Source organism: Bradyrhizobium sp. (assembly GCF_035273305.1).
Taxonomy (GTDB): Bacteria; Pseudomonadota; Alphaproteobacteria; order Rhizobiales; family Xanthobacteraceae; genus Bradyrhizobium.
On the sequence record NZ_DATEPI010000129.1, the window covers coordinates 1 to 20,167 of the forward strand.

A 20,167-nucleotide genomic window follows, 5' to 3' on the forward strand; every position below is an offset into this window, starting at 1 on the left:
CGTCCCCTGCGGAAGCCCCCACCCGGCGCTTCGCGCCACCCCAGAGCGAGCTTTGCTCGTCTCGACCCCACAAGTGGGAGGGATAAGAAAGAGCAGCCGCGCTCAATTCCAAATTTTCAAACAGCCAGACGACCCGCCCACACCTCCGCCATCTCGCCGCGTGATCCGCGCGAGTTGGCGATATGAAGCGCACCTGAAACATCAGAGGGCGCAGGGAATGCCGGGCGCTCGATGCACCCGCAGCCTCGCATGCAAAATAAAAAGCATACGAGTGTAGTCACCACGGTCACGCCGGATACGCCCGGCATTCCCCGCGCAATGGTTTACGACTTATATCGCGCTCTTCCCGGTGATCGGGCTTTGTTGTCACCGTCGCCAGTGGGATATTTCCCGCCAACTTGACGCCAGCGTCGAGGCGTCAGAACCACACGACTTCGCCGTCCGCATCACATGCCGTTCGTCAGCGGCACGTCAACGTCCATTGCATCCCGTCCCGCGTTCGTGACGATCGCGAGCCGCCCCTCTGTGGGACGAGACGGCGGCGCTTATGAGCCGATTTGCATCGAGCGAGAACGTAAATGTTTTTGCGCATGGGGCTGGACAGTGATTTCCCGCAGAGCCTGTCGGGCAAATCAAAGCGCGAGGTAGCAGGGAGTAGCGCAACCGATCGCGCAACGCTCGGCTCAATCAGTAGCTACGGTGCAAGCGCGATAAGTTCCGCATTCGGCCGGTCGGAAAAGAAAACGCCCGGCCATCAGGCCGGGCGGAGAAGTCGCAAAGCAATTACATCGGTAGCTAAGCAATGGGCGGCATTGTGTGGAAACCGACCCGGCTCGTCTGTTCACTTTTTAACATTGCCCGCGAAGCAAATTGTCTGCGCGGTGCTGCCCAAACTAGAGCCGCGGCACGCGTACCCGGAGCCATTTACTGGCTCGCCTACAAGCTCGCGCCTTCCGCCGTCGAAGATAAACAGGATGGCGGATTGCGCAATCACCAATCCACCCGCGAGTACGCATCACGCAGCATCAGAAATGGTTGGCGGACGCTCGCCCTAAATCTGCGCCGCGACCTTTTCGAGTCCGATCAGGCGTGCGAGCGTGCGCACTTCCTGCTTCTGGTCTTCGCGCAACTGAAACAACAGCGGCATCGCTGCCGATTTTAATTGCTGGACTTCAGCGGAATCAGGATCGATCGGCGTCGCAGCTGCGACATGCGGATCGGCGTGACGTGTAGAATGAATCTTGCGGGCTACCGCGCGCAGCGCATTTTCCACCGCCGGCCAATAATATTCCTGGTCGGACGAGAGGCGGAGGCGCTCCTTGATCCCGGCAATCTGCACGTCGCTGAGCAGCGCGTAAGGTTTCGCCGCGGCAGGCTTCGCGACCGGCTTCGGCTTCGGCGGCGCCGGAATGGCCACTGCCTTTGGCTGCACGATATCGGCGGAGCCGGTCGACGCAAAGGCCTGCCGCAAGGGCTCGCTAATTTTCTGTATCGGCGCGGGCTCAAGCGACGCCACCGCGATGTTGGTGACCGCGAGCCTGTCTTGTTTGCTTTCCCGATTGGCGATCGGGCTCTTGACGACCGGAGAATTCATATCCGCTTTGGCCGCCGGGACGCTATCTCGGCCCAGAATGCTGACGGCCGCGGCGCCGGCGAGGAGCACACAGCTCAGCGCGATAAATGTAATGGCTCTGGTCAAACGGTTCTCCGTCCGGGGCTTGCGGCCAAATCATTGTCCGAAGACTGGGCACCAATTAAGGCTTAACCGTGCCGCGCGTGGGCGAAATTGGGGCTGGGCTGAGCCGCCATCCACAACCCATTGCTGGCCGGGCCGGCGTTCGCATGAGGATTGGGCCTAGTAGCGATCAGCGAGATCGAAATTGAGCGGCTGCCGAGAGGTCATAGGCGTCTTGAATATCGGCAACAATGGCGGAGGCTTCCCACAGCGCATCGGGCGCGATGGACTGCATGCTGATCGTCCAGTTGCTGCCCTTACTGGACCTGGGCGTCGACACGATTTCGAATTGGACGTTTCGACACAACGGATGCCGCTCGAGTGCGTTACCGACCCGCCGCCTGATCTCGTCGATGGTCGCGGCCGCTTTTTCAGACGTCGCAGCATAATTCATGACTCAGCCCTTTCAGCGGTTGAGCGCGACCCGCCACGGGCCGACTTCGCCTTCGATTCATCAAGTGGGATGGTTAATGGCCGGTTAAAAGCCGCTTGCACCGAGGATACGGAGGTATCGACGCATGTGCGCGACCAGGGCGCGCTTAGCCCAGCAGCTGATCGAGCCGATCCCGCAACTGATCCTGGTGATATGGCTTTGCCAATCTCGGCAGATCTAGCTGGGTCCCCTCGGGCAATTCGGCGTAGCCGGTGGCAAGCAGGATGGGCAATGACGGCCGCAACTGACGCGATGCAGCCGCGAGCTCAATGCCGGTCATGCCCGGCATCACGTGATCCGTCATCATCAAATCGAGGGGCTGCTCGCTCCTGATGATGTCGAGTGCGTGCACGCCGGAGCTGGCGCCAATCACTTGATGGCCGAGGTCCTCCAGCATTTCGGTGGTCGATAGCGCTATCAGCGGATCGTCGTCGACGAACAGGATCACTGCCGAGCGATTGACCTTTTGCGACCTTTGCGCGGGACTGTCGGTTTCGGGGACGGCAGTCGCCACCGGCAGGATCAGCGTTGCGGTCGTTCCTTTTCCCACCGCGCTCGACAACTGCAGCGCGCCACCAAGCTGTACCGCAAGCCCGTGCACCATCGACAGGCCGAGGCCAGTGCCTTTGCCGAGCGGCTTTGAGGAGAAGAACGGCTCGACGGCCCGCTTCAGTATGTCCGGACTCATGCCCTTGCCGCTATCGACTACGGAGAGCTTCAAGTAGCGGCCGGGCCGCAGCGCGGGATCGCTGTTCGCCTGCACTTCGGAGACTTCGAGCCTGATGGAGCCACCATCGGGCATGGCGTCGCGGGCGTTGATTGCAAGATTGAGAATGGCAAGTTCAAGCTGGTTGGCGTCGACCCGGGCCGGCGGCAATCCCTCCGGGATTTGTAAACGGAGCTGCACGCGCGGACCCAAAGAACGCTCCAGCAGATCGATCATCCCGTTGATCAGGCCACGCAGATCGACGGGCACGGCTCGTAGATCCTGTTGGCGCGCGAATGCCAGCAGGCGTTGCGTCAGTGAGGCGCCGCGCTCCGCGCCCTGCAGCGCCCCATCGATCAGCCGATGCAGCCGCGGATCGCTGGGGATCCGCTTGCGCAGCAGATCGAGATTACCCATCACCGCCATCAAAAGGTTGTTGAAGTCGTGAGCGACACCGCCGGTGAGCTGACCAATGGTCTCCATCTTTTGAGCCTGGCGCAATTGCTCCTGCGCCTTTTCACGCGCGGCGACTTCCTTCATGAGGTCGGCGGTGCGCTGCTCGACGCGCTGTTCAAGGGTAGCAGTCAGTTCTGCCAGCGCGGTGCGTTCAGCGGCGAGCTGCGCCAGCAAGTTCTCGCGTTCGATTTCCGCGACCTTGCGCGCCGTGATATCGGACGACACGCCGACAAGGGATTTGATGCTGCCATCCAGGCGTCGGACGGCGCGGGCCCGGACGTCTACCCAATGCTGCGAGCCGTCCGGCCAGATATTGCGGTACTCGATGCTGTAGTCCCCGCCACTCTTAATGGTCGTTTCCAGCACCCGGTTGCGCCGCGCCCGGTCGTCGGGATGAACGGACGTCAGCAGGTCCTCGTATGAGAACGGCTCATCCGGCCTACGTCCGAAAAATTGCTTGCAGGTGTCCGAAGCTTCGAGCTCCAACTCGGGTAAGTGCAGCTCGAGTGCGCCGAGATGACCGGCGTTCAGCGCGGTCTGCAATAGGCCCTCGCTCTCCCTGAGATCCTCGAGAATGGCGCGTGTCTGGTATTGTCGACGGCGACCTCTTACGGCGGATCCGACAATGCTTACCAGCGTGGTCGGATGAAACGGCCGTTCAATGAAAGTGACGTTGCCCAAAGCCTGTCCGAGCCGCATCGCGTCCGGATTGCGCTCTGGACCGCCACCTTGGCGCGTCAACAGCACGATCGGAAAATCCGACCATGACGGCTGCTCGTTGAGCCATTGCGTCAATCGGCGGAGATCCGCGGTCTTGATCGCCTCGTCGGCAATAACCGCGAGACCGGCGCCACGCTCGACTTCGTGCATCAGTTCCACGAGATCGGCGCAGACCGTGGCGTAGTAACCCGCTTCCGTGATCAAGGCCGCGGCCACCGAGGCATCCCGTCCGGTCGGAGCGAGGATGACCGCACGTTCGGACGACGCACCCGCTCTCACGCCGTTTGCTCCTCCAGTAAGGGCTGTCCTCCGCCGATATAGACAGGAACACCACGAAGCACGCCTTGAAATCCCTCCAGCGGCTTGCCGATGGTAAGACCACGCTCGTCGATACGGTATTCCCGGATCGTTGCTTCATGCTGGCCGGTGCGTTTCTTGATGATCGACATGGCGCGCCGAACAGAGCCGAGCGCCTCGAAGTAGCGCAGCAGTACGACGGTATCAGCCAGATAGGTAACATCTACAGGCGCCTTCATGTCGCCGACGAGACCATGCTGCGCCACGGTGATGAACGTTGCCGCACCGCGCCGGTTCAGATATTGCAGCAGTTCGTGAATATGAAGGATAAGAGAATTCTCTTCCGGCATCGCCGCCTGATAGCCATTCAAACTATCGATTACCACGGTCCTGATTTTGTCGTCGTCCACTCGTTTGCGAACTCGATGGGCAAACTCGCCAGGTGATAGTTCCGCGGCATCGACCTGTTCGACAAACAGAACGCCGCTGCGCTGCATGGCTTCGAGATCGATCCCAAGCGCTGTCATGCGCGAGAATAGAAGCCCAAGCTCCTCATCGAACACGAACAGCGCGGCCTTTTCGCCTCGCTTGATCGCCGCAACGATGAAGACGATGGCGGCAAGCGATTTGCCGGTGCCCGCGGGACCGAGCACCAATGTGCTCGAGCCGGTTTCGATGCCGCCGCCGAGCAGTTGATCGAACTCCGGAATACCGCTCGTCATCGTCCGGCGCTCAAAATTGGTGCGATATTCCGATGCTACCAGTCGGGGAAACACGTTTAAGCCGCCGGTAGTAATGGTCGCATCGTGATAGCCACCACGAAACTTCACGCCTCGGTACTTGATCACGCGCATGCGGCGTCGCTCGGCACCATAAGCCGGCGCCAATTCCTCGAGCCGCAGCACGCCGTGAGCGACGCTGTGCACCGTCTTGTCGGCAATCTCGGCGGTAAGATCGTCGAGCATCATCACCGTGGTGTTGTATTTCGCGAAGTAGTGCTTGATCGCCAGAATCTGTCGTCGATAACGGAGCGAGCTTTGTGCCAGCAATCTGATTTCGGAAAGGCTGTCGAGAACGACGCGATCCGGCCGCGCCCGTTCGACGGCTTCGAAAATTTGTTTTGTGGTCTCGCCGAGTTCGAGATCAGACGAATAGAGCAAGCTCTGCTGCTGCTCGGAATCCAGCAGGCTTTCCGGCGGCAACAATTCGAACACTTCAATGCCGTTGTCGAGCGACCAGCCGTGCGAGGCGGCGCCGTCGCGCAACTCGCGCTCCGTTTCGGATAGCGTGACATAGAGACATTTCTCACCCGACCTCGCGCCTTCGAGCAAAAACTGCAGTGCGACGGTCGTCTTCCCGGTGCCAGGTGCACCTTCGACAAGGAAGATATGGCCACGGCTAAACCCGCCCGACAAAATATCGTCAAGCCCCCAGATCCCGGATTTCGCCTTACCGGCTGTTGTTTCGACCTTGTTCATGTAACCCCTGACGGGACACAAACTCTAATGGCACCAGTCGGTTCCGCGCGAGCGGAACTTTTGCTCTGGTTTCTCGGCTCACTTATGGCGTCATCATGGCGCGCCGTCGGCTATAACGCGGGATCAATTGCTTCGTCGTATTCCTTTTTGAACCGCGCGATCAATTCGGACGCCGGTACGATCTTGCCGATGCTGCCGACGCCCTGGCCACTGCCCCAGATTTCCTTCCACGCCTTTGGCTTCGCCCGCTCGCCCGAGGAGTCGGTGCCAAAACTCATTTTCGATGCATCCGATTGCGGCAGGTTTTCCGGATCCATGCCGGCTGCAACGATCGACGGCTTGAGGTAATTGCCATGGACCCCGGTAAACAGGTTTGAGTAGACGATGTCTTCGGCGCCGGAGCTCGTGATCATCTGCTTGTAGCCTTCCACCGCGTTGGCCTCGGTGGTGGCAATGAAGGCCGAACCGATGTAGGCGAAGTCGGCCCCGAGCAGCCGGGCGGCGCGGATCGCGCGGCCAGTCCCGATCGCGCCCGAGAGCGCAATCGGCCCGTCGAACCATTGCCGGGTCTCGGCCACGAATGCGAATGGCGATATTTCTCCGGCATGGCCGCCAGCACCCGCGGACACCAGGATCAGACCGTCCGCGCCCTTCTCGATCGCCTTGTGAGCGAATTTCTGATTGATCACGTCATGGAAGACGATCCCGCCCCACCGATGCGCTGCCTGGTTGAGCTCTTCACGTGCGCCCAGTGAGGTGATGATGATCGGCACCTGGTGCTTCTCGCAAATCGCGAGATCATGTTCGAGGCGATTGTTCGATCGGTGCACGATCTGGTTTACCGCGAACGGAGCTGAGGGACGATCGGGATTAGCCCGGTCATAGGCCGCAAGCTCTTGCTTGATCCTCACCAGCCATTCGTCGAGCAGCGCCGGCGGCCGCGCGTTGAGCGCCGGAAACGATCCAACCACGCCCGCCTTGCATTGCGCGATCACAAGATCGGGCACGGAAATAATAAACAGCGGCGCACCGATCACTGGAATCGAGAGCCGGCCCTTGAACACGCCAGGCATGGACATGCGAGAAATTCCTTTGGCTCAATATAGAACGAGGCAGGATGATTTCGTTTTTTGAAAGATGCCAGACATCATATCAACAAGGCAACCGCTCCCTGGAAAGCAGGCCTACTGGCACAACGCAGTAGTGACGTAATTATCAGTGTGGCAGTCGTCCGGCTTTCGCGTTCGGCCGGGGATCAGTACTTTGGCCGAGCAAGTCTGGGCAGCGTCGACATTCAGGCTCTTGCCCTGTTTGAATCCCTTTGTCTGACAGAGCTTGTCGGCGCCAAGCTTGCAGTCCGCCGCGCCATTCGCCGAAACCGGACAGATGATCCGGCCGCTCACCATCGAGGATGGCTTCGCCAGCCAGGACGCAGCGTCACGGGCGCGGGCGTTCAGGTCCTCGATGGTCTGCTGTGGGCTTTTCAGAGTGGGAAGCTTATCAAACATCTTTCCGAGCTCGTTCAACAATCCCGGATTTTCTTCTTCGCGGGCCGGCTGCGGCGTTGCCGGCGCGTCCTGCTGCGGGATTATTTGCTGGGCCGGGCCCTGGACATCAATTGAAGTTGGTGGCGCGCTTGCTTGTGACCACCCACTCGCCGGGGCGGTCAGCATCATCGCTGCGGCCAAGATCGCAGCGGTCACATGAGCTCTCGCCTGAGCGAGGATGTGCTGTCGAGCGATCATGAGAGGAAGCGTAGCCTGATGCGTACAAACCGCAAAGCGCTTTCGAAATTCAAAAAACGCGAAACGCGATGATAAAACCAAGCAAGAGGACGCCGGCCCCCAATGCCACCCATAGCCCGAGATGCTTTTCGATGCGCAAGCGGATCCAGTCACCGTATCGGTTGAGCAGGATCGCCACGACGAAAAACCGACCGCCGCGCGCAATCACCGACAGCGCGATGAACAGCCAGATGTTGTAGTTGGCAAAGCCCGACGTGATGGTCACGAGCTTGTAGGGAATCGGCGTGAGGCCCTTCAGCAGAATAATCCACGCACCGTATTCGGCGTAGCCGGCGCGAAAGGCTTCGACCTTGTCGCCGTAGCCGTAGATCTGGATCAGCCAGTGTCCGACCGAATCATAGAGCAGCGCGCCGATCGCATAGCCAAGAACGCCGCCCACCACCGAGGCCGCCGTGCAGATCAAAGCGTAGAGCCATGCGCGCCGCGGCCGCGCCAGCGACATCGGGATCAACATCACATCCGGTGGAACCGGAAAGAACGAGCTTTCCGCGAATGCCACGGCTCCCATCAGCCAGAGCGCGTATGGCTTGTGGGCGGAATCAATGCACCAGTCGTAAATCCGTCTCAGCATGAGGCGATGAACCATCATGGAGCGGATTTGTCCATGCCGCGATTGGCTGAGGATCGATCGCTCTCAGTGGCGCTTGCGCAGCCGGCGGCCCTGAAGCGTGACGATGGTAGCGCGCCCGATCCGAGGCGCGGAAGGTTTAGGCATTTTCATGGCCGATTTCGGCATCTTCTCGGCGATGCCAAGCAAATTCTCGCGGCGCGCCATTTCGCGCCAAACGTCCTCCGGCCGCACCCCGGCCGACGCCCACAGCACGACAAGATTGTAGAAGAGATCGGCGCTCTCCCGGACGACGGCGTTCGAATTGCCGCTGACCGCGTCGATCGCGACCTCGATCGCCTCCTCGGCCAGTTTCTTGGCCATCTTGGCCGGGCCGCGCTGAAACAGCCGTGCGGTTCGCGAAACTGCCGGATCGAGATCCTTGGCCGCGATCACCGCTCGGTAGAGCCGTTCCAGCGAATCACTCATCGCGCGAAATTAGTCCAAATCCATCGCCAGGGTGTTAACGGCCAGCGCCAGAAACCATGAACGAAGGCTTACCGACATCGCCTGCTGCCCGCGGCGGATGGCCGCAAACGCGTCGAGGCAGCCGGAATATCGAACTGTATGATCTTGAGCGCGTTAGAGCTGACGGCTGATGCCGCAACCGGTGCGTCTGTTACGCCGTTTGCTCATCGATCGTTCAGGTTCGATGTCCCACATTGCCCGTTGCCCGCGCTGCCAATCTCATGCGCTGGCCTTGAAGTAGTCGCCATGCGTGTACGTTCGACGATCGCTCCCCGATTCGTCCTGGCTTTGCTCACGGGCTTGTTCGGCGTGGCGGGTCTCGGGCCGAGCGAGGTTCGGGCGCAAATCCAGGCCCGGCAACCAATCGCAATCCAATTCTCCCTCGATCGTCCGATCGATGCGGCGGCGGCGCCTTTTGTGATGGCGGCCTCCAACGGCTTGTTCGGAGCCGAAGGCCTCGCGGTCAGCATCAACATTGCCAGCGGCTCGCCCGATGCAATCGGGCGCGTCGCCAGCGGCAGCAGTGATTTCGCGTTGGTCGATATCAACGAGCTGATACGGTTCCGCGGTAAAGCAGATGCGCCGCCGGTCAAGGCGATATTCGTGCTGTTCAACAGATCACCTTATGCCGTTATCGCACGCAAGAGCCGAGGCATCCGCGCGCTCGCCGATCTCGATGGCAAGACGCTCGGCGTTGCCGAGCGCGATCTGTCGATCAGGTTGTGGCCGGCGCTGGCGCGCCAGAACGGAATCAAATTGGATAGTGTGAAGCAAACCAAGATCGCCGCCGCCGTGCGCGAGCCGATGCTGTCGGCGGGCCAGGTCGATGCCGTGACCGGGTTTTCGTATTTGTCCGGCGTCAATGTCAGGGATCGCGGCATTCCGGCAGATGATCTTGCGGTGCTTCGCTACGCCGACTATGGATGCGAGGCCTACGGTTTCGCTGTGATCGTCAATCCCGCGTTGGCCGTCGGCAAACCCGTTGCGGTGAAAGGCTTCGTGCGCGCGGTGATCGCCGGAACCGATCTTGCCATCAAGCAGCCTGGGCGCGCGATTGATGAAGTCGTCAGCCGGATGGAGGGAGGCTCGCGCGATCTGGAGCTTGAACGGCTGCGCACGCTGATTGCCGAAAACATTGTTACTAGCGAGGTGAAGCGCAATGGTATCGGCGCCGTGGATCTCGCCCGGCTCGACCGCTCGATCGATCAGGTCGGCGAGGGTTTCAAATTTACCAAACGCCCTGCCGCGCCCGATATTTTCGACAATTCATTTCTGCCTCCGCTGGATAGCCGGCTGATCAATTAAGCAAACCATCACCCGCCCCTATATCTCGCCGGCGACCCCGACTAGAATGCATCCCCAGAACCCATCGCACAGCATCGCAACCGGTCCCCTTGATCCCAGAACGCATGTCACTTTTTCGGCTTTATACGCGCGTCCTCGAGCTATTAGGCAAAGAGGCACGGCTGGGTTGGATCCTGGCCGGCGCCAACCTGCTGCTGGCTGGCGCGCAGTTCGCCGAGCCGGTGCTGTTCGGCCGCATCGTCGACGTCCTGTCCGGCAATCCACCCGCAGGCTCGTATTCGGCATGGCAGCTTTTGATCGCCTGGGCGGCGTTCGGCCTGTTCACGATCGGAAGCAGCGCGGCGGTAGCGCTGCACGCCGATCGGCTCGCGCATCGACAGCGCCAGGTCGTGCTGACGGACTATTTCGAGCATGTCATGCAATTGCCACTGACGTTCCACACCGGCATCCATTCCGGCCGGCTGATGAAGGTCATGCTGAACGGCACGGACTCGCTGTGGCGCCTGTGGCTCGGATTTTTCCGCGAGCATTTCGCCGCGATCATGTCGCTGGTGGTACTGCTGCCGCTCTCGTTTTACATCAACTGGCGACTGGCGGTGCTGCTATTCGTTCTGTGCGTGGTGTTCACCGTGCTGACGACGCTGGTCGTGCGCAAGACTCATGGCATGCAGAACGAAGTCGAGGCGCACTATACCGATCTTTCCGCGCGCGCATCGGACGCGCTCGGCAACGTCGCGCTGGTGCAAAGCTTTGTGCGTATCGATGCCGAGGTCCAGGGCCTGCGCTTCGTCGCCGACCAGCTGCTGGCGTTGCAGATGCCGGTGCTGTCGTGGTGGGCGGTCGTCAGCGTCATCACCAAGGCATCGACGACCATCGTCGTGCTGGCAATCTTCACGGTCGGCATTGCGCTGCATCAGCAGGGTCTTACCAGCATCGGCGAGATCGTGATGTTCGTGAGTTTCGCCACAATGCTGATCGCAAAGCTCGAGCAGGTTGTCTCGTTCATCAACAATGTATTCATGGAGGCGCCGCGGCTGCAGGAATTCTTCAAGGTCCTCGATGAGGTGCCGGCGGTGCGCGACCCGGCCGACGCCATCGACGCCGGCCGGCTTTCAGGGTTAGTTGAATTCCACGATGTATCCTTCAGCTACGGCGGCACGCGGCCGGCCGTCGAAGGACTTTCATTCACCGCCCTGCCCGGGCAGACAATCGCTCTGGTCGGCCCGACCGGCGCCGGAAAATCCACCGCGGTTGCTCTGTTGCATCGCGCGTTCGATCCGCAGGCCGGCTTTATCAAGATCGACGGCATGGACGTGCGCGGCCTCACCTTGGCCGCGTTGCGGCGGAACATCGGCGTGGTATTCCAGGAAGCGCTGTTGTTCGATCGCTCGATCGCGGACAATCTGCGGGTCGGCAAGCCGGACGCGACCGATGAGGAACTGCGGATTGCGGCGACGCGAGCGCAGGCGCTGGAATTCATCCAGCGTGGCGACCAGGGATTTCAAACCAGCGCCGGCGAGCGCGGGCGCATGCTGTCGGGCGGTGAGCGGCAGCGGCTCTCGATCGCGCGGGCGCTGTTGAAAGATCCCCCTATTCTGATTCTCGACGAGGCGACCAGCGCGTTGGATGCGATTACCGAAGCCAAGCTCAACACCGCGCTCGACGAGGTGATGAAGGGACGCACCACATTCGTGATCGCTCACCGCCTTTCGACCATACGCAATGCCACGCGCATCCTCGTGTTCGATGGCGGCCACGTGATTGAAACTGGAACCTTCGATGAACTGGTGGCGAAAGGCGGCCGTTTCGCCGAACTGGCGAGAGCGCAATTCATGATTCAGGAGAATGCGCCTGCCAGCGTTCCCGCATGAACCGCTCGCGATCGGTGCGAAGATCATCTGAAGATCATCCCAAGATCATCTAGCGCGTCTGGGTAAATCCACGACGCCGGGTTCCGGGCGCCTCCGCCATTTAGTCCGCAAAACAGACATCAGTTGAGTCGGCAGCATCTCAGCTTTGCGCCATAACCCTAGTCAGTATTTGTTTCGAATTGGAGGCACGTCGTCGCATAGTCACGCGCGTAGTTGAGGCGCATAAGACTGCGTCGGTTCTTGTTCCCTTAGGAGCCCTGCTTGGTCATCGCGCTTGTTCTGGTCTTTATCGCGATCTACGCCGCCATCGCACTGGAGCACCCACTCGCAATAAACAAATCTGCATTCGCGCTGCTTGGCGCTGGATTGCTGTGGGCAATCTACGCGCTTTCGATTGGTGATCAAGGTCGCCTTGGACATGAGATCGACGAGACCGTCACCGCGACGGCGCAAATCACGTTCTTTCTGCTGGGCGCGATGACCATTGTCGAGATGATTGATGCACACGAGGGCTTTGCGCTCATCACGTCCCGTATCCGCACGCGGCGCCTGACGGGCCTGTTATGGCTCGTGTCATGGGCGGCGTTCTTCCTCAGCGCCATTCTCGACAATCTAACCACCACCATCGTGATGGTGTCGCTGATCCGGAAGCTGCTCGACCGCGGCGAGGACCGGCTGCTATTTGCCTCCGTGATCGTGATTGCGGCCAACGCGGGCGGCGCATGGTCCCCAATGGGTGACGTCACCACCACGATGCTGTGGATCGGCGGGCAAGTGACTGCACTCAGGACCATCGGGGCACTGTTTCCCGCTTCCCTCATGAACCTGCTGATCCCGCTGATTGTCGTGACCTTCATTGTCAGGGGCAAGCCCTACGAAGCGCCGAGCGCTGCTCTTCAAGGTTCTGATTTTCCGGTATTCGAGCGCAACACGATGTTCGCCTTGGGGCTCGGCACTCTCGTGCTGGTGCCCGCATTCAAGCAGATCACGCATTTGCCACCCTTCATGGGCATTCTGTTTGGGCTGGGCATCCTCTGGATCGTCGGCGAAAACCTGCACAAAGGCAAACCGCCGGAGGCACGCCAACCGCTGACACTGGCTCACGCGCTGAGCCGGATCGACCACAGCTCGCTCCTGTTCTTCGTTGGCATCCTGCTCGCGGTGGCAACGCTCGAACACGCCAAGATTCTCGAGAGTCTGGCCGCTTGGCTCGATCGCGCAATCGGACGTCAGGACATCATAGTGCTGCTGCTCGGATTGCTAAGCGCAATTGTAGACAATGTGCCACTGGTCGCGGCTTCGATGGGTATGTATTCGCTGTCGCAGTATCCGACCGATAGTTTCCTCTGGGAATTCATGGCCTATTGCGCAGGAACCGGTGGCTCGATCCTGATCATCGGATCGGCAGCGGGCGTAGCCGCGATGGGTATCGAGAAGATCCAGTTCATCTGGTACATGCGCCGGGTCACGTGGGTCGCAATGCTCGGCTATTTGGCGGGTGCTGCCGTCTACGTTGCACAATTCAGGATGATGCAATGATCGTCAACGACAAACTCCCCGGCAAACTACTTCCAACTGGCGTCAGTCCGATTTGATTAGACGCTTCTGATCCATACCCCTGAATGAATCCCCTACAAGCGGAACATCATCGCTCGCACCCTCGAAATTCGACCCATTTCGTCCACGATTTGATCGCATAACCTTGTTATAGATAGGTAGCGCGGTATAAGTTTGAATTCGCGGTAGCGACGCACCCGGACGCGCTTGAAACCTGAATCTCACACCTCAGGACCTCCTCATCACAGGCAGGTCTCAAAGGACCGGAATCGGATAGTGCATCTTTCTCGCCTGTTATTTCGAAACTCCTCCCTCCGTTGGATCGCCCTGATTGCGACGCTTGTCGTGGCTCTCCCGCGGCTCGCGCATGCGGAAGCGCTGCTGGTCATTGAGGCCGATTCCGGAAAGGTGCTGGAAGCACAGAACGCCACCTATCCTTGGTACCCCGCATCGGTGACGAAGCTGATGACGGCGTATGTCACGCTGAAGGCTGTGAAGGAGGGCCGCATCACCCTCGACACGCTATTCACCGTATCGCCGATCGCCGCGTCGCAGTCGCCATCGAAAATGGGCTTGCGGCCGGGCACTCAGGTGACGGTCGACAACGCACTCAAGATGATGCTGGTGAAATCAGCCAATGACATGGCGGTGGTGTTGGCTGAAGGCGTCGGCGGCTCGGTCGATGGTTTTTCCGCGCTGATGAACGAGAACGCGCAGCGGCTCGGCATGACGCAAACGAACTATGTCAATCCAAACGGCCTGCCTGACGACCGTCAGATCACTTCAGCAAGGGACCTTGCAATCCTGGCGCGCGCGATCATCCGGGACTTGCCCGAATACGAATACTTCGTCCACATTCCCTCGATCCGCTTTGGCCACAGGATCACGCAGAATTTCAACAAGCTGATCGGACGTTATCCAGGCGCCGATGGCTTCAAGACCGGCTTCATCTGTGCGTCGGGTTATAATCTGGTCGCCTCGGCCACCCGCGATCGCAAGCGGCTGATCGCGGTGGTGCTCGGCGCTTCCTCCGGCCAGGCGCGCGCGGTGAAGGCGGCCCAGTTGCTTGAGCGCGGATTTTCAAACAGCACACTGTCATGGCTGCGTCCCTCGCTCGGCACGGTCGAAAATCTGGTTCCGGTCGAGGCCTCGCCGCCGAATTTGCGCGATGAGATGTGCAGCGGCAAGCGGCACAAGCCGGCGAGCGACGAAGACGAAGACACGATTGCCAGCAACGGATCGAGCAACGGCGAAGGCGGCCTTACGTTTTTCGCCGCCGGGATGCAGCCGCCGATGCCGAAGCCATCTGAGTTAATTGCCGCAGCGGCCGCGCCATCCGAGCCGATCCCGGTTTACACGGGTCCGACGCGAACGGGCGCCGCGCTGATCGCTGCTGTTGCCGCAGATTCCGAGAAGCAGACGTCGCGACATCGCGTCAAGAAGACGCAGGTCGCCGCTAAGAGACCTGATGGCGGGGCCGAGTCAAAAGCCGACGCCAAGTCCGACAGGAAGTCCGATAAAAAGGGGGAGACTAACCCCGCTGCCAGGCCCGCCGCTATCAGGCGGGCAAGCGTCAAGCCCAGTGCAGGCGCCAGAGCCTCTGAAAAATCCGCGGTCAGCACGGAAAAATCAGCTAAGCCCAAAGCCGTGGCAAAACCTTCAAGCCGAGCCAAGAGCACCAGCAGCGACGCCTCGCCGCTGGACCAAAAGACAGCCGCACCTCACAGTTAGCCGGTTTCGAAAGCGGCTGTCTCCGGCCGTCCTCATCTATATGCATCCTCAAAACGCGCAGCCGCTTGCCATGGCCGCCGCATTGCCCAATATTGCCTGAAATAAATCGGTCTCGCTGAAGAACGGCGGCAATGGGAGGAAAACATGGAGCGCATCTGGCTCAAGCAATATCCGGCCGGCGTACCCGCGGACATCGATGTGACTCAATACGGATCTCTGGTTGAATTGCTGGAAGAAAGCTTTGCGAAGTTCAGCGACCGCAAGGCATTCATCTGCATGGACAAGGCAATCACGTACCGCGATCTCGACCGCATGTCGCAGGCTTTGGCCGCCTACTTGCAAAGCAAGGGCCTGCAGAAGGGTGCGCGCGTTGCCCTGATGATGCCCAATGTGCTGCAATATCCGGTCGCTACCAGCGCCGTTCTGCGCGCCGGCTATGCCGTGGTGAACGTCAACCCGCTCTATACACCACGTGAACTGGAGCATCAGCTCAAGGATTCCGGCGCCGAAGCGATTATCGTTCTCGAGAATTTCGCGACGACCGTGCAGCAGGTACTGGCCAAGACCGCCGTGAAGCACGTCATCATCGCCAGCATGGGCGATATGCTCGGTCTCAAGGGCCTGGTGGTCAATCTTGTAGTGCGGCGCGTTAAAAAGATGGTGCCGGCATATTCGATTCCAGGCGCGGTCGCTTTCAACGACGCCGTTGCCGCCGGCCGTAACATGAAGATGAACAAGCCCACGATCGGACCTGACGACGTCGCGTTCCTGCAATACACCGGTGGCACGACCGGCGTTTCCAAGGGAGCGACGCTGCTTCATCGCAACATTCTCGCCAACGTGCTGCAGAACGATGCCTGGCTGCAGCCGGCGCTTGCGGCGCCGCCGCGTGTCGAGCAAATCTTTATCGTTTGCGCGCTGCCGCTCTATCACATCTTTGCACTGACCGCGTGCTTCCTGCTGGCGGTGCGAGCCGGGGGCGTAAACCTGCTGATCCCCAATCCACGCGACATGGCCGGCTTTATCAAGGAGCTGATGAAGTATCAGGTCAACAGCTTCCCGGCGGTCAATACGCTCTACAACGGGCTGTTGCATCATCCCGATTTCAAGAAGATCGATTTCTCGAAGCTCAAGATTTCAAACGGCGGCGGCATGGCGGTGCAACGCCCGGTGGCGGAGCAGTGGAAGAAGCTGACCGGCTGCAGCATCGCCGAAGGCTATGGCTTATCGGAAACTTCGCCGACGCTGACGTGCAATCCGGCTACCGTGACCGAATTCAACGGATCGATCGGCATTCCCGTGCCCTCGACCTATATCTCGATCCGGGATGACGACGGCAACGAACTGCCGTTCGGCCAGCCCGGAGAGATCTGCGCCAAGGGCCCACAGATTATGGTGGGATACTGGAACAGGCCGGATGAAACCGCCAAGGTGATGACCGCTGACGGTTATTTCCGCACCGGCGATATCGGCGTGATGACACCGGACGGCTACACCAAGATCGTCGATCGCAAAAAGGATATGATCCTGGTCTCCGGCTTCAACGTCTATCCCAATGAGATCGAGGAGGTGATCGCGAGCCATCCCGGCGTGCTCGAGTGTGCGGTTATCGGCGTTCCGGACGAACGCTCGGGAGAGGCCGTCAAGGCGTTTGTCGTGAAGAAAGACCCTAATGTCACCCCCGAGGACATCATCAAGTTCTGCCACCAGCAACTGACCAACTACAAAATACCAAAGCAGATCGAGTTCAGGACCGAGTTGCCGAAGACCAATGTCGGAAAGATCCTGCGGCGCCAGTTGCGGGATGAAAAGAAGGCCGTGGCGGCCTGAGCCGCCGAGGCGAAGCTAGCCGGCGAACGCGCGACGGATCCCCCTTTCCGGTGGCGAGAACATTGCGCCCCCTCCCCGCGAGAGGTAAGAAGCACGCACACAATAAGGAGAGTTGACGATGACGATCAAGGTTGGGGACAAACTGCCCGATGCAAAATTCCGCGTGATGACGGCAGAAGGTCCGCAGGTGAAGACGACAGACGAAATCTTCAAGGGCAAGAAGGTCGCGCTGTTCGCGGTGCCCGGCGCCTACACCGGCACTTGCCACAAGATGCATCTGCCGAGCATTTTTCTGAACGCTTACGCCATCAAGGATAAGGGCGTGAACAGCATCGCAATCGTCTCGGTCAACGACGCCTTTGTCATGAATGCGTGGAAGCGCGACACCGATCAGCGTGACGAGGCCGTGTTTCTGGCCGACGGTAACGCCGAATTCACAAAGGCCATTGGGATGGAGCTCGACGCTTCCGGTAACGGGCTCGGTATCCGCTCCAAGCGCTATTCAATGCTGGTGGACGACGGCGTGGTGAAGAAGCTCAATCTCGAGCCGGCGCCCGGCAAGGTCGAAGTTTCCGGCGGCGATACACTTCTGGCGCAGCTCTGAAACGTTCTGATCGCCGGCTGCGTTCGCCTCGCTCCCAACGAACGGGAACGCTACCTTCGCATTCTTCGAGACGCGGCGAAGACGCCGCTTCTCGGCCGAGATATGGCAACACCCCTCATCTCTCGATTGCGGTCTTCAGCCGCGCCAGGGCGACGCCATCACGGGCCAACTGATCGGCGCGTTCGTTCTCGTCGTGACCGGCGTGGCCCCTGACCCAGTGCCAGCGTACCTTGTGGTGGTGCAGCGATGCGTCCAATCGTTGCCACAAGTCCACGTTCTTGACCGGCTTTTTATCGGCGGTGCGCCAGCCATTTTTTTTCCAGCTATTGATCCAGCCGGTGATGCCCTGTCGCACATACTGGCTGTCGGTGTAGAGATCGACCGTGCAGGGCTTTTTCAAAGCCTCCAGGGCGGAGATCGCCGCCATCAACTCCATGCGGTTGTTGGTGGTATGCGCCTCCCCGCCCTTCAATTCCTTTTCGACGTCGCCGAACTTCAGGATCGCACCCCAGCCACCGGGACCGGGATTGCCCGAGCAAGCGCCGTCGGTGTGAATCGTGACGGTCGGATGCGAACTCACGCCACTACCCCTGAGGGGGTAACACCGTAATCGCGCATGCTGGATACGCCCTGCTGGAAGCGCAGCTTGCGGACGTATTCCAGCGGGTCTTTCGGCTTGACCATCGCGCCCGGCGGGACGTTGAACCAATCCACCAGCCGCGTCAGCAAAATCCGCAGCGCCGCGCCACGCGCGAGCAAGGGCAGCGCTGTTTGCTCGCCGGTAGAGAGTTGTCGCTCGCGACCATATGCGTTGAGAAACGCTCGTGCCTTGGTGACATTAAAGGAATGATCGCTCTCAAAACACCAGGCGTTGAGACAGATCGCGACGTCGTAAGCGAGGATATCGTTGCAAGCGAAATAGAAATCGATCAGCCCCGAGAGCTTCTCGCCAAGAAACAACACATTATCCGGAAACAGATCGGCGTGAATGACCCCTTCCGGCAAATGCCGCGGCCAGAATTTTTCCAGGTGATCAAGTTCGTCGCTCATGAACGCCCGCAAGCCGTGTTGCAGGTTATCGGCGCGCGATGCCGCTTGGTCGAACAGAGGGCGCCAGCCGGGAACCGACAGGGCGTTGGCGCGCCTCATCCCGAAATCACGTCCGGCCAGATGCAGTTTTGCCAATGCCTGCCCGACGGCGGCACAATGCGCCGCATTTGGCTTGCGCGGCCACACACCTTCGAGAAAGTCGATGATCGCCGCCGGCTTGCCGGCGAGCGTGCCGAGCGTTTCCCCGTCGAGGGTTTTGACTGGTTGCGGACAGACAATGCCGTGCCCGGCGAGATGCGCCATCAGTCCTAGAAAAAACGGCAGGTCCTTCACTGCCACCCGCTTTTCGTACAGCGTGAGGAAAAACGATCCGGCAGTGGTGTGAACCAGGAAATTGGAATTCTCGACGCCCTCCGCGATCCCCTTGTAGGACAGCAAGTCGCCGATGTCGTAACGGCTCAGGAATTCCGCAAGCTCGTCGGCGGCGACGTCGGTGTAAACCGCCATTTCATCTACTCGGCGGCGTCGGGCCGCAGCGAGCGCGGCAACGGAAAGAATTCGTTCTCTTCCGCGGCCGAGACCGTCTCCACATGCAACTCGTAGCGCTCGGCGAATGCGCCCATGATCTCTTCGACAATCACTTCCGGCGCCGAGGCTCCCGCAGTGATGCCCAGAGTCTTGATACCGTCGAACCTTAACCAGTCGATATCGCTGGCGCGCTGAGCCAGCACCGCGATCGGGCAGCCCTCGCGCTCGGCGACCTCGCGCAGCCGTTGCGAATTCGAGGAATTGGGCGCGCCGACCACGATCAACGCATCAACCACTGGCGCGACCTTTTTCACCGCGAGCTGACGGTTGGTAGTGGCGTAGCAAATGTCTTCCTTGTGCGGACCGGAGATATTCGGAAACCGCTCCTTCAGCATCGCGACAATCTCGGCCGTGTCGTCAATCGACAGCGTGGTCTGGGTGACGAATGCAAGGTTGTTGGGATCCTTTGGCGTGAAGGTTGCGGCATCATGCGCGGTCTCGATCAAAGTCACCGCCCCGGGCGGGAGCTGCCCGAGCGTCCCCACCACTTCCGGATGATGCGAATGCCCGATCAGCAGGATCTCGCGGCCGCGCTTGAAATGGATGGCAGCTTCCCGATGCACCTTGGTGACCAGCGGGCAGGTGGCATCCAGCGAAAAGAAATTGCGGGCCTGCGCATCAGCGGGCACGGACTTGGGAACGCCGTGGGCCGAAAATACCACCGGCGCGTTGGTGTTATCGGGAATTTCAGCGAGTTCCTCGACGAAAATCGCGCCCTTGGTGCGCAGGCTGTCGACGACGTAACGGTTATGGACGATCTCGTGCCGGACATAGACCGGAGCGCCATAGATCGTCAGCGCGCGTTCCACCGTGTCAATGGCCCGCACCACCCCGGCGCAAAAGCCTCGTGGCGAACAAAGCACGATCTTGAGGGGCGGTTTTGCCTGCATGGGAGCGATCTCGGGACCGAATCACCCCTCGCCGGC

At 60.2% G+C, this 20,167-nt stretch carries 17 protein-coding genes; 6 read left to right on the plus strand and 11 right to left on the minus strand.

The genetic code is table 11. From position 1 onward, the window contains the following. Positions 1-1,051: 1,051 nt before the first annotated feature. From VJV58_RS08965 to hisE, 8 genes are all read right to left on the minus strand, one after another. Entirely contained in the window at positions 1,052-1,699 is a 648-nt protein-coding gene (locus VJV58_RS08965; RefSeq protein WP_324136987.1) for a hypothetical protein, read from the minus strand. 166 nt (positions 1,700-1,865) lie between these two features. Continuing rightward, on the minus strand, positions 1,866-2,129 hold the full coding sequence (locus VJV58_RS08970) for a hypothetical protein (RefSeq protein WP_324136988.1): 264 nt from the start codon (positions 2,127-2,129) through the stop codon (positions 1,866-1,868). A gap of 145 nt (positions 2,130-2,274) precedes the next feature. Further along, the gene (locus VJV58_RS08975) at positions 2,275-4,329 is read right to left on the minus strand and encodes an ATP-binding protein (protein WP_324136989.1); all 2,055 of its coding nucleotides are present in this window, start codon (positions 4,327-4,329) and stop codon (positions 2,275-2,277) included. Further along, a complete protein-coding gene (locus VJV58_RS08980) occupies positions 4,326-5,825 on the minus strand; it encodes an ATPase domain-containing protein (RefSeq protein WP_324136990.1) in 1,500 nt (499 codons plus the stop codon). Before VJV58_RS08980 ends, VJV58_RS08975 begins: the two co-directional genes overlap by 4 nt. Positions 5,826-5,935: 110 nt before the next feature. Further along, complete coding sequence (locus VJV58_RS08985; protein WP_324136991.1) at positions 5,936-6,904, minus strand: nitronate monooxygenase family protein; 969 nt, start codon at positions 6,902-6,904, stop codon at positions 5,936-5,938. Between the two features lie 105 nt (positions 6,905-7,009). Continuing rightward, the gene (locus VJV58_RS08990) at positions 7,010-7,570 is read right to left on the minus strand and encodes a hypothetical protein (RefSeq protein WP_324136992.1); all 561 of its coding nucleotides are present in this window, start codon (positions 7,568-7,570) and stop codon (positions 7,010-7,012) included. Between the two features lie 49 nt (positions 7,571-7,619). Next, positions 7,620-8,219, minus strand: a complete 600-nt coding sequence (locus VJV58_RS08995; RefSeq protein ID WP_324136993.1) for a YqaA family protein — start codon at positions 8,217-8,219, stop codon at positions 7,620-7,622. 45 nt (positions 8,220-8,264) lie between these two features. Beyond that, positions 8,265-8,666, minus strand: coding sequence for a phosphoribosyl-ATP diphosphatase (gene hisE, locus VJV58_RS09000; RefSeq protein ID WP_324136994.1), 402 nt, complete (start codon positions 8,664-8,666; stop codon positions 8,265-8,267). 285 nt (positions 8,667-8,951) lie between these two features. Between hisE and VJV58_RS09005 the strand changes: the two genes are divergently transcribed. The 6 genes from VJV58_RS09005 (at position 8,952) to VJV58_RS09030 (ending at position 17,603) form a co-directional block, all read left to right on the plus strand. After that, positions 8,952-10,010 carry an ABC transporter substrate-binding protein gene (locus tag VJV58_RS09005; protein ID WP_324136995.1) on the plus strand — a complete coding sequence of 353 codons (1,059 nt, stop codon included), beginning with the start codon at positions 8,952-8,954 and terminating at the stop codon, positions 10,008-10,010. A 104-nt stretch (positions 10,011-10,114) separates the two neighbouring features. Beyond that, on the plus strand, positions 10,115-11,881 hold the full coding sequence (locus VJV58_RS09010; protein ID WP_324136996.1) for a glucan ABC transporter ATP-binding protein/ permease: 1,767 nt from the start codon (positions 10,115-10,117) through the stop codon (positions 11,879-11,881). Between the two features lie 261 nt (positions 11,882-12,142). Then, complete coding sequence (gene nhaD / locus VJV58_RS09015) at positions 12,143-13,420, plus strand: sodium:proton antiporter NhaD (protein WP_324136997.1); 1,278 nt, start codon at positions 12,143-12,145, stop codon at positions 13,418-13,420. Between the two features lie 294 nt (positions 13,421-13,714). Beyond that, the gene (locus VJV58_RS09020) at positions 13,715-15,169 is read left to right on the plus strand and encodes a D-alanyl-D-alanine carboxypeptidase family protein (RefSeq protein WP_324136998.1); all 1,455 of its coding nucleotides are present in this window, start codon (positions 13,715-13,717) and stop codon (positions 15,167-15,169) included. Between the two features lie 144 nt (positions 15,170-15,313). Further along, a complete protein-coding gene (locus VJV58_RS09025) occupies positions 15,314-16,999 on the plus strand; it encodes a long-chain fatty acid--CoA ligase (protein ID WP_324136999.1) in 1,686 nt (561 codons plus the stop codon). A gap of 118 nt (positions 17,000-17,117) precedes the next feature. Next, positions 17,118-17,603 carry a peroxiredoxin gene (locus VJV58_RS09030; RefSeq protein WP_324137000.1) on the plus strand — a complete coding sequence of 162 codons (486 nt, stop codon included), beginning with the start codon at positions 17,118-17,120 and terminating at the stop codon, positions 17,601-17,603. Between the two features lie 115 nt (positions 17,604-17,718). On the opposite strand, the gene rnhA is transcribed toward VJV58_RS09030, so the two are convergent. Genes rnhA through ispH form a run of 3 tightly spaced genes read right to left on the minus strand, consistent with a single transcriptional unit; the run spans position 17,719 to position 20,131 of the window. Next, positions 17,719-18,183, minus strand: coding sequence for a ribonuclease HI (rnhA, locus tag VJV58_RS09035; RefSeq protein ID WP_324137001.1), 465 nt, complete (start codon positions 18,181-18,183; stop codon positions 17,719-17,721). After that, positions 18,180-19,160 carry a homoserine kinase gene (locus tag VJV58_RS09040; RefSeq protein WP_324137002.1) on the minus strand — a complete coding sequence of 327 codons (981 nt, stop codon included), beginning with the start codon at positions 19,158-19,160 and terminating at the stop codon, positions 18,180-18,182. The genes rnhA and VJV58_RS09040 overlap by 4 nt, the downstream gene beginning before the upstream one ends. Positions 19,161-19,165: 5 nt before the next feature. After that, entirely contained in the window at positions 19,166-20,131 is a 966-nt protein-coding gene (gene ispH, locus VJV58_RS09045) for a 4-hydroxy-3-methylbut-2-enyl diphosphate reductase (RefSeq protein ID WP_324137003.1), read from the minus strand. Between the last annotated feature and the right edge of the window lie 36 nt (positions 20,132-20,167).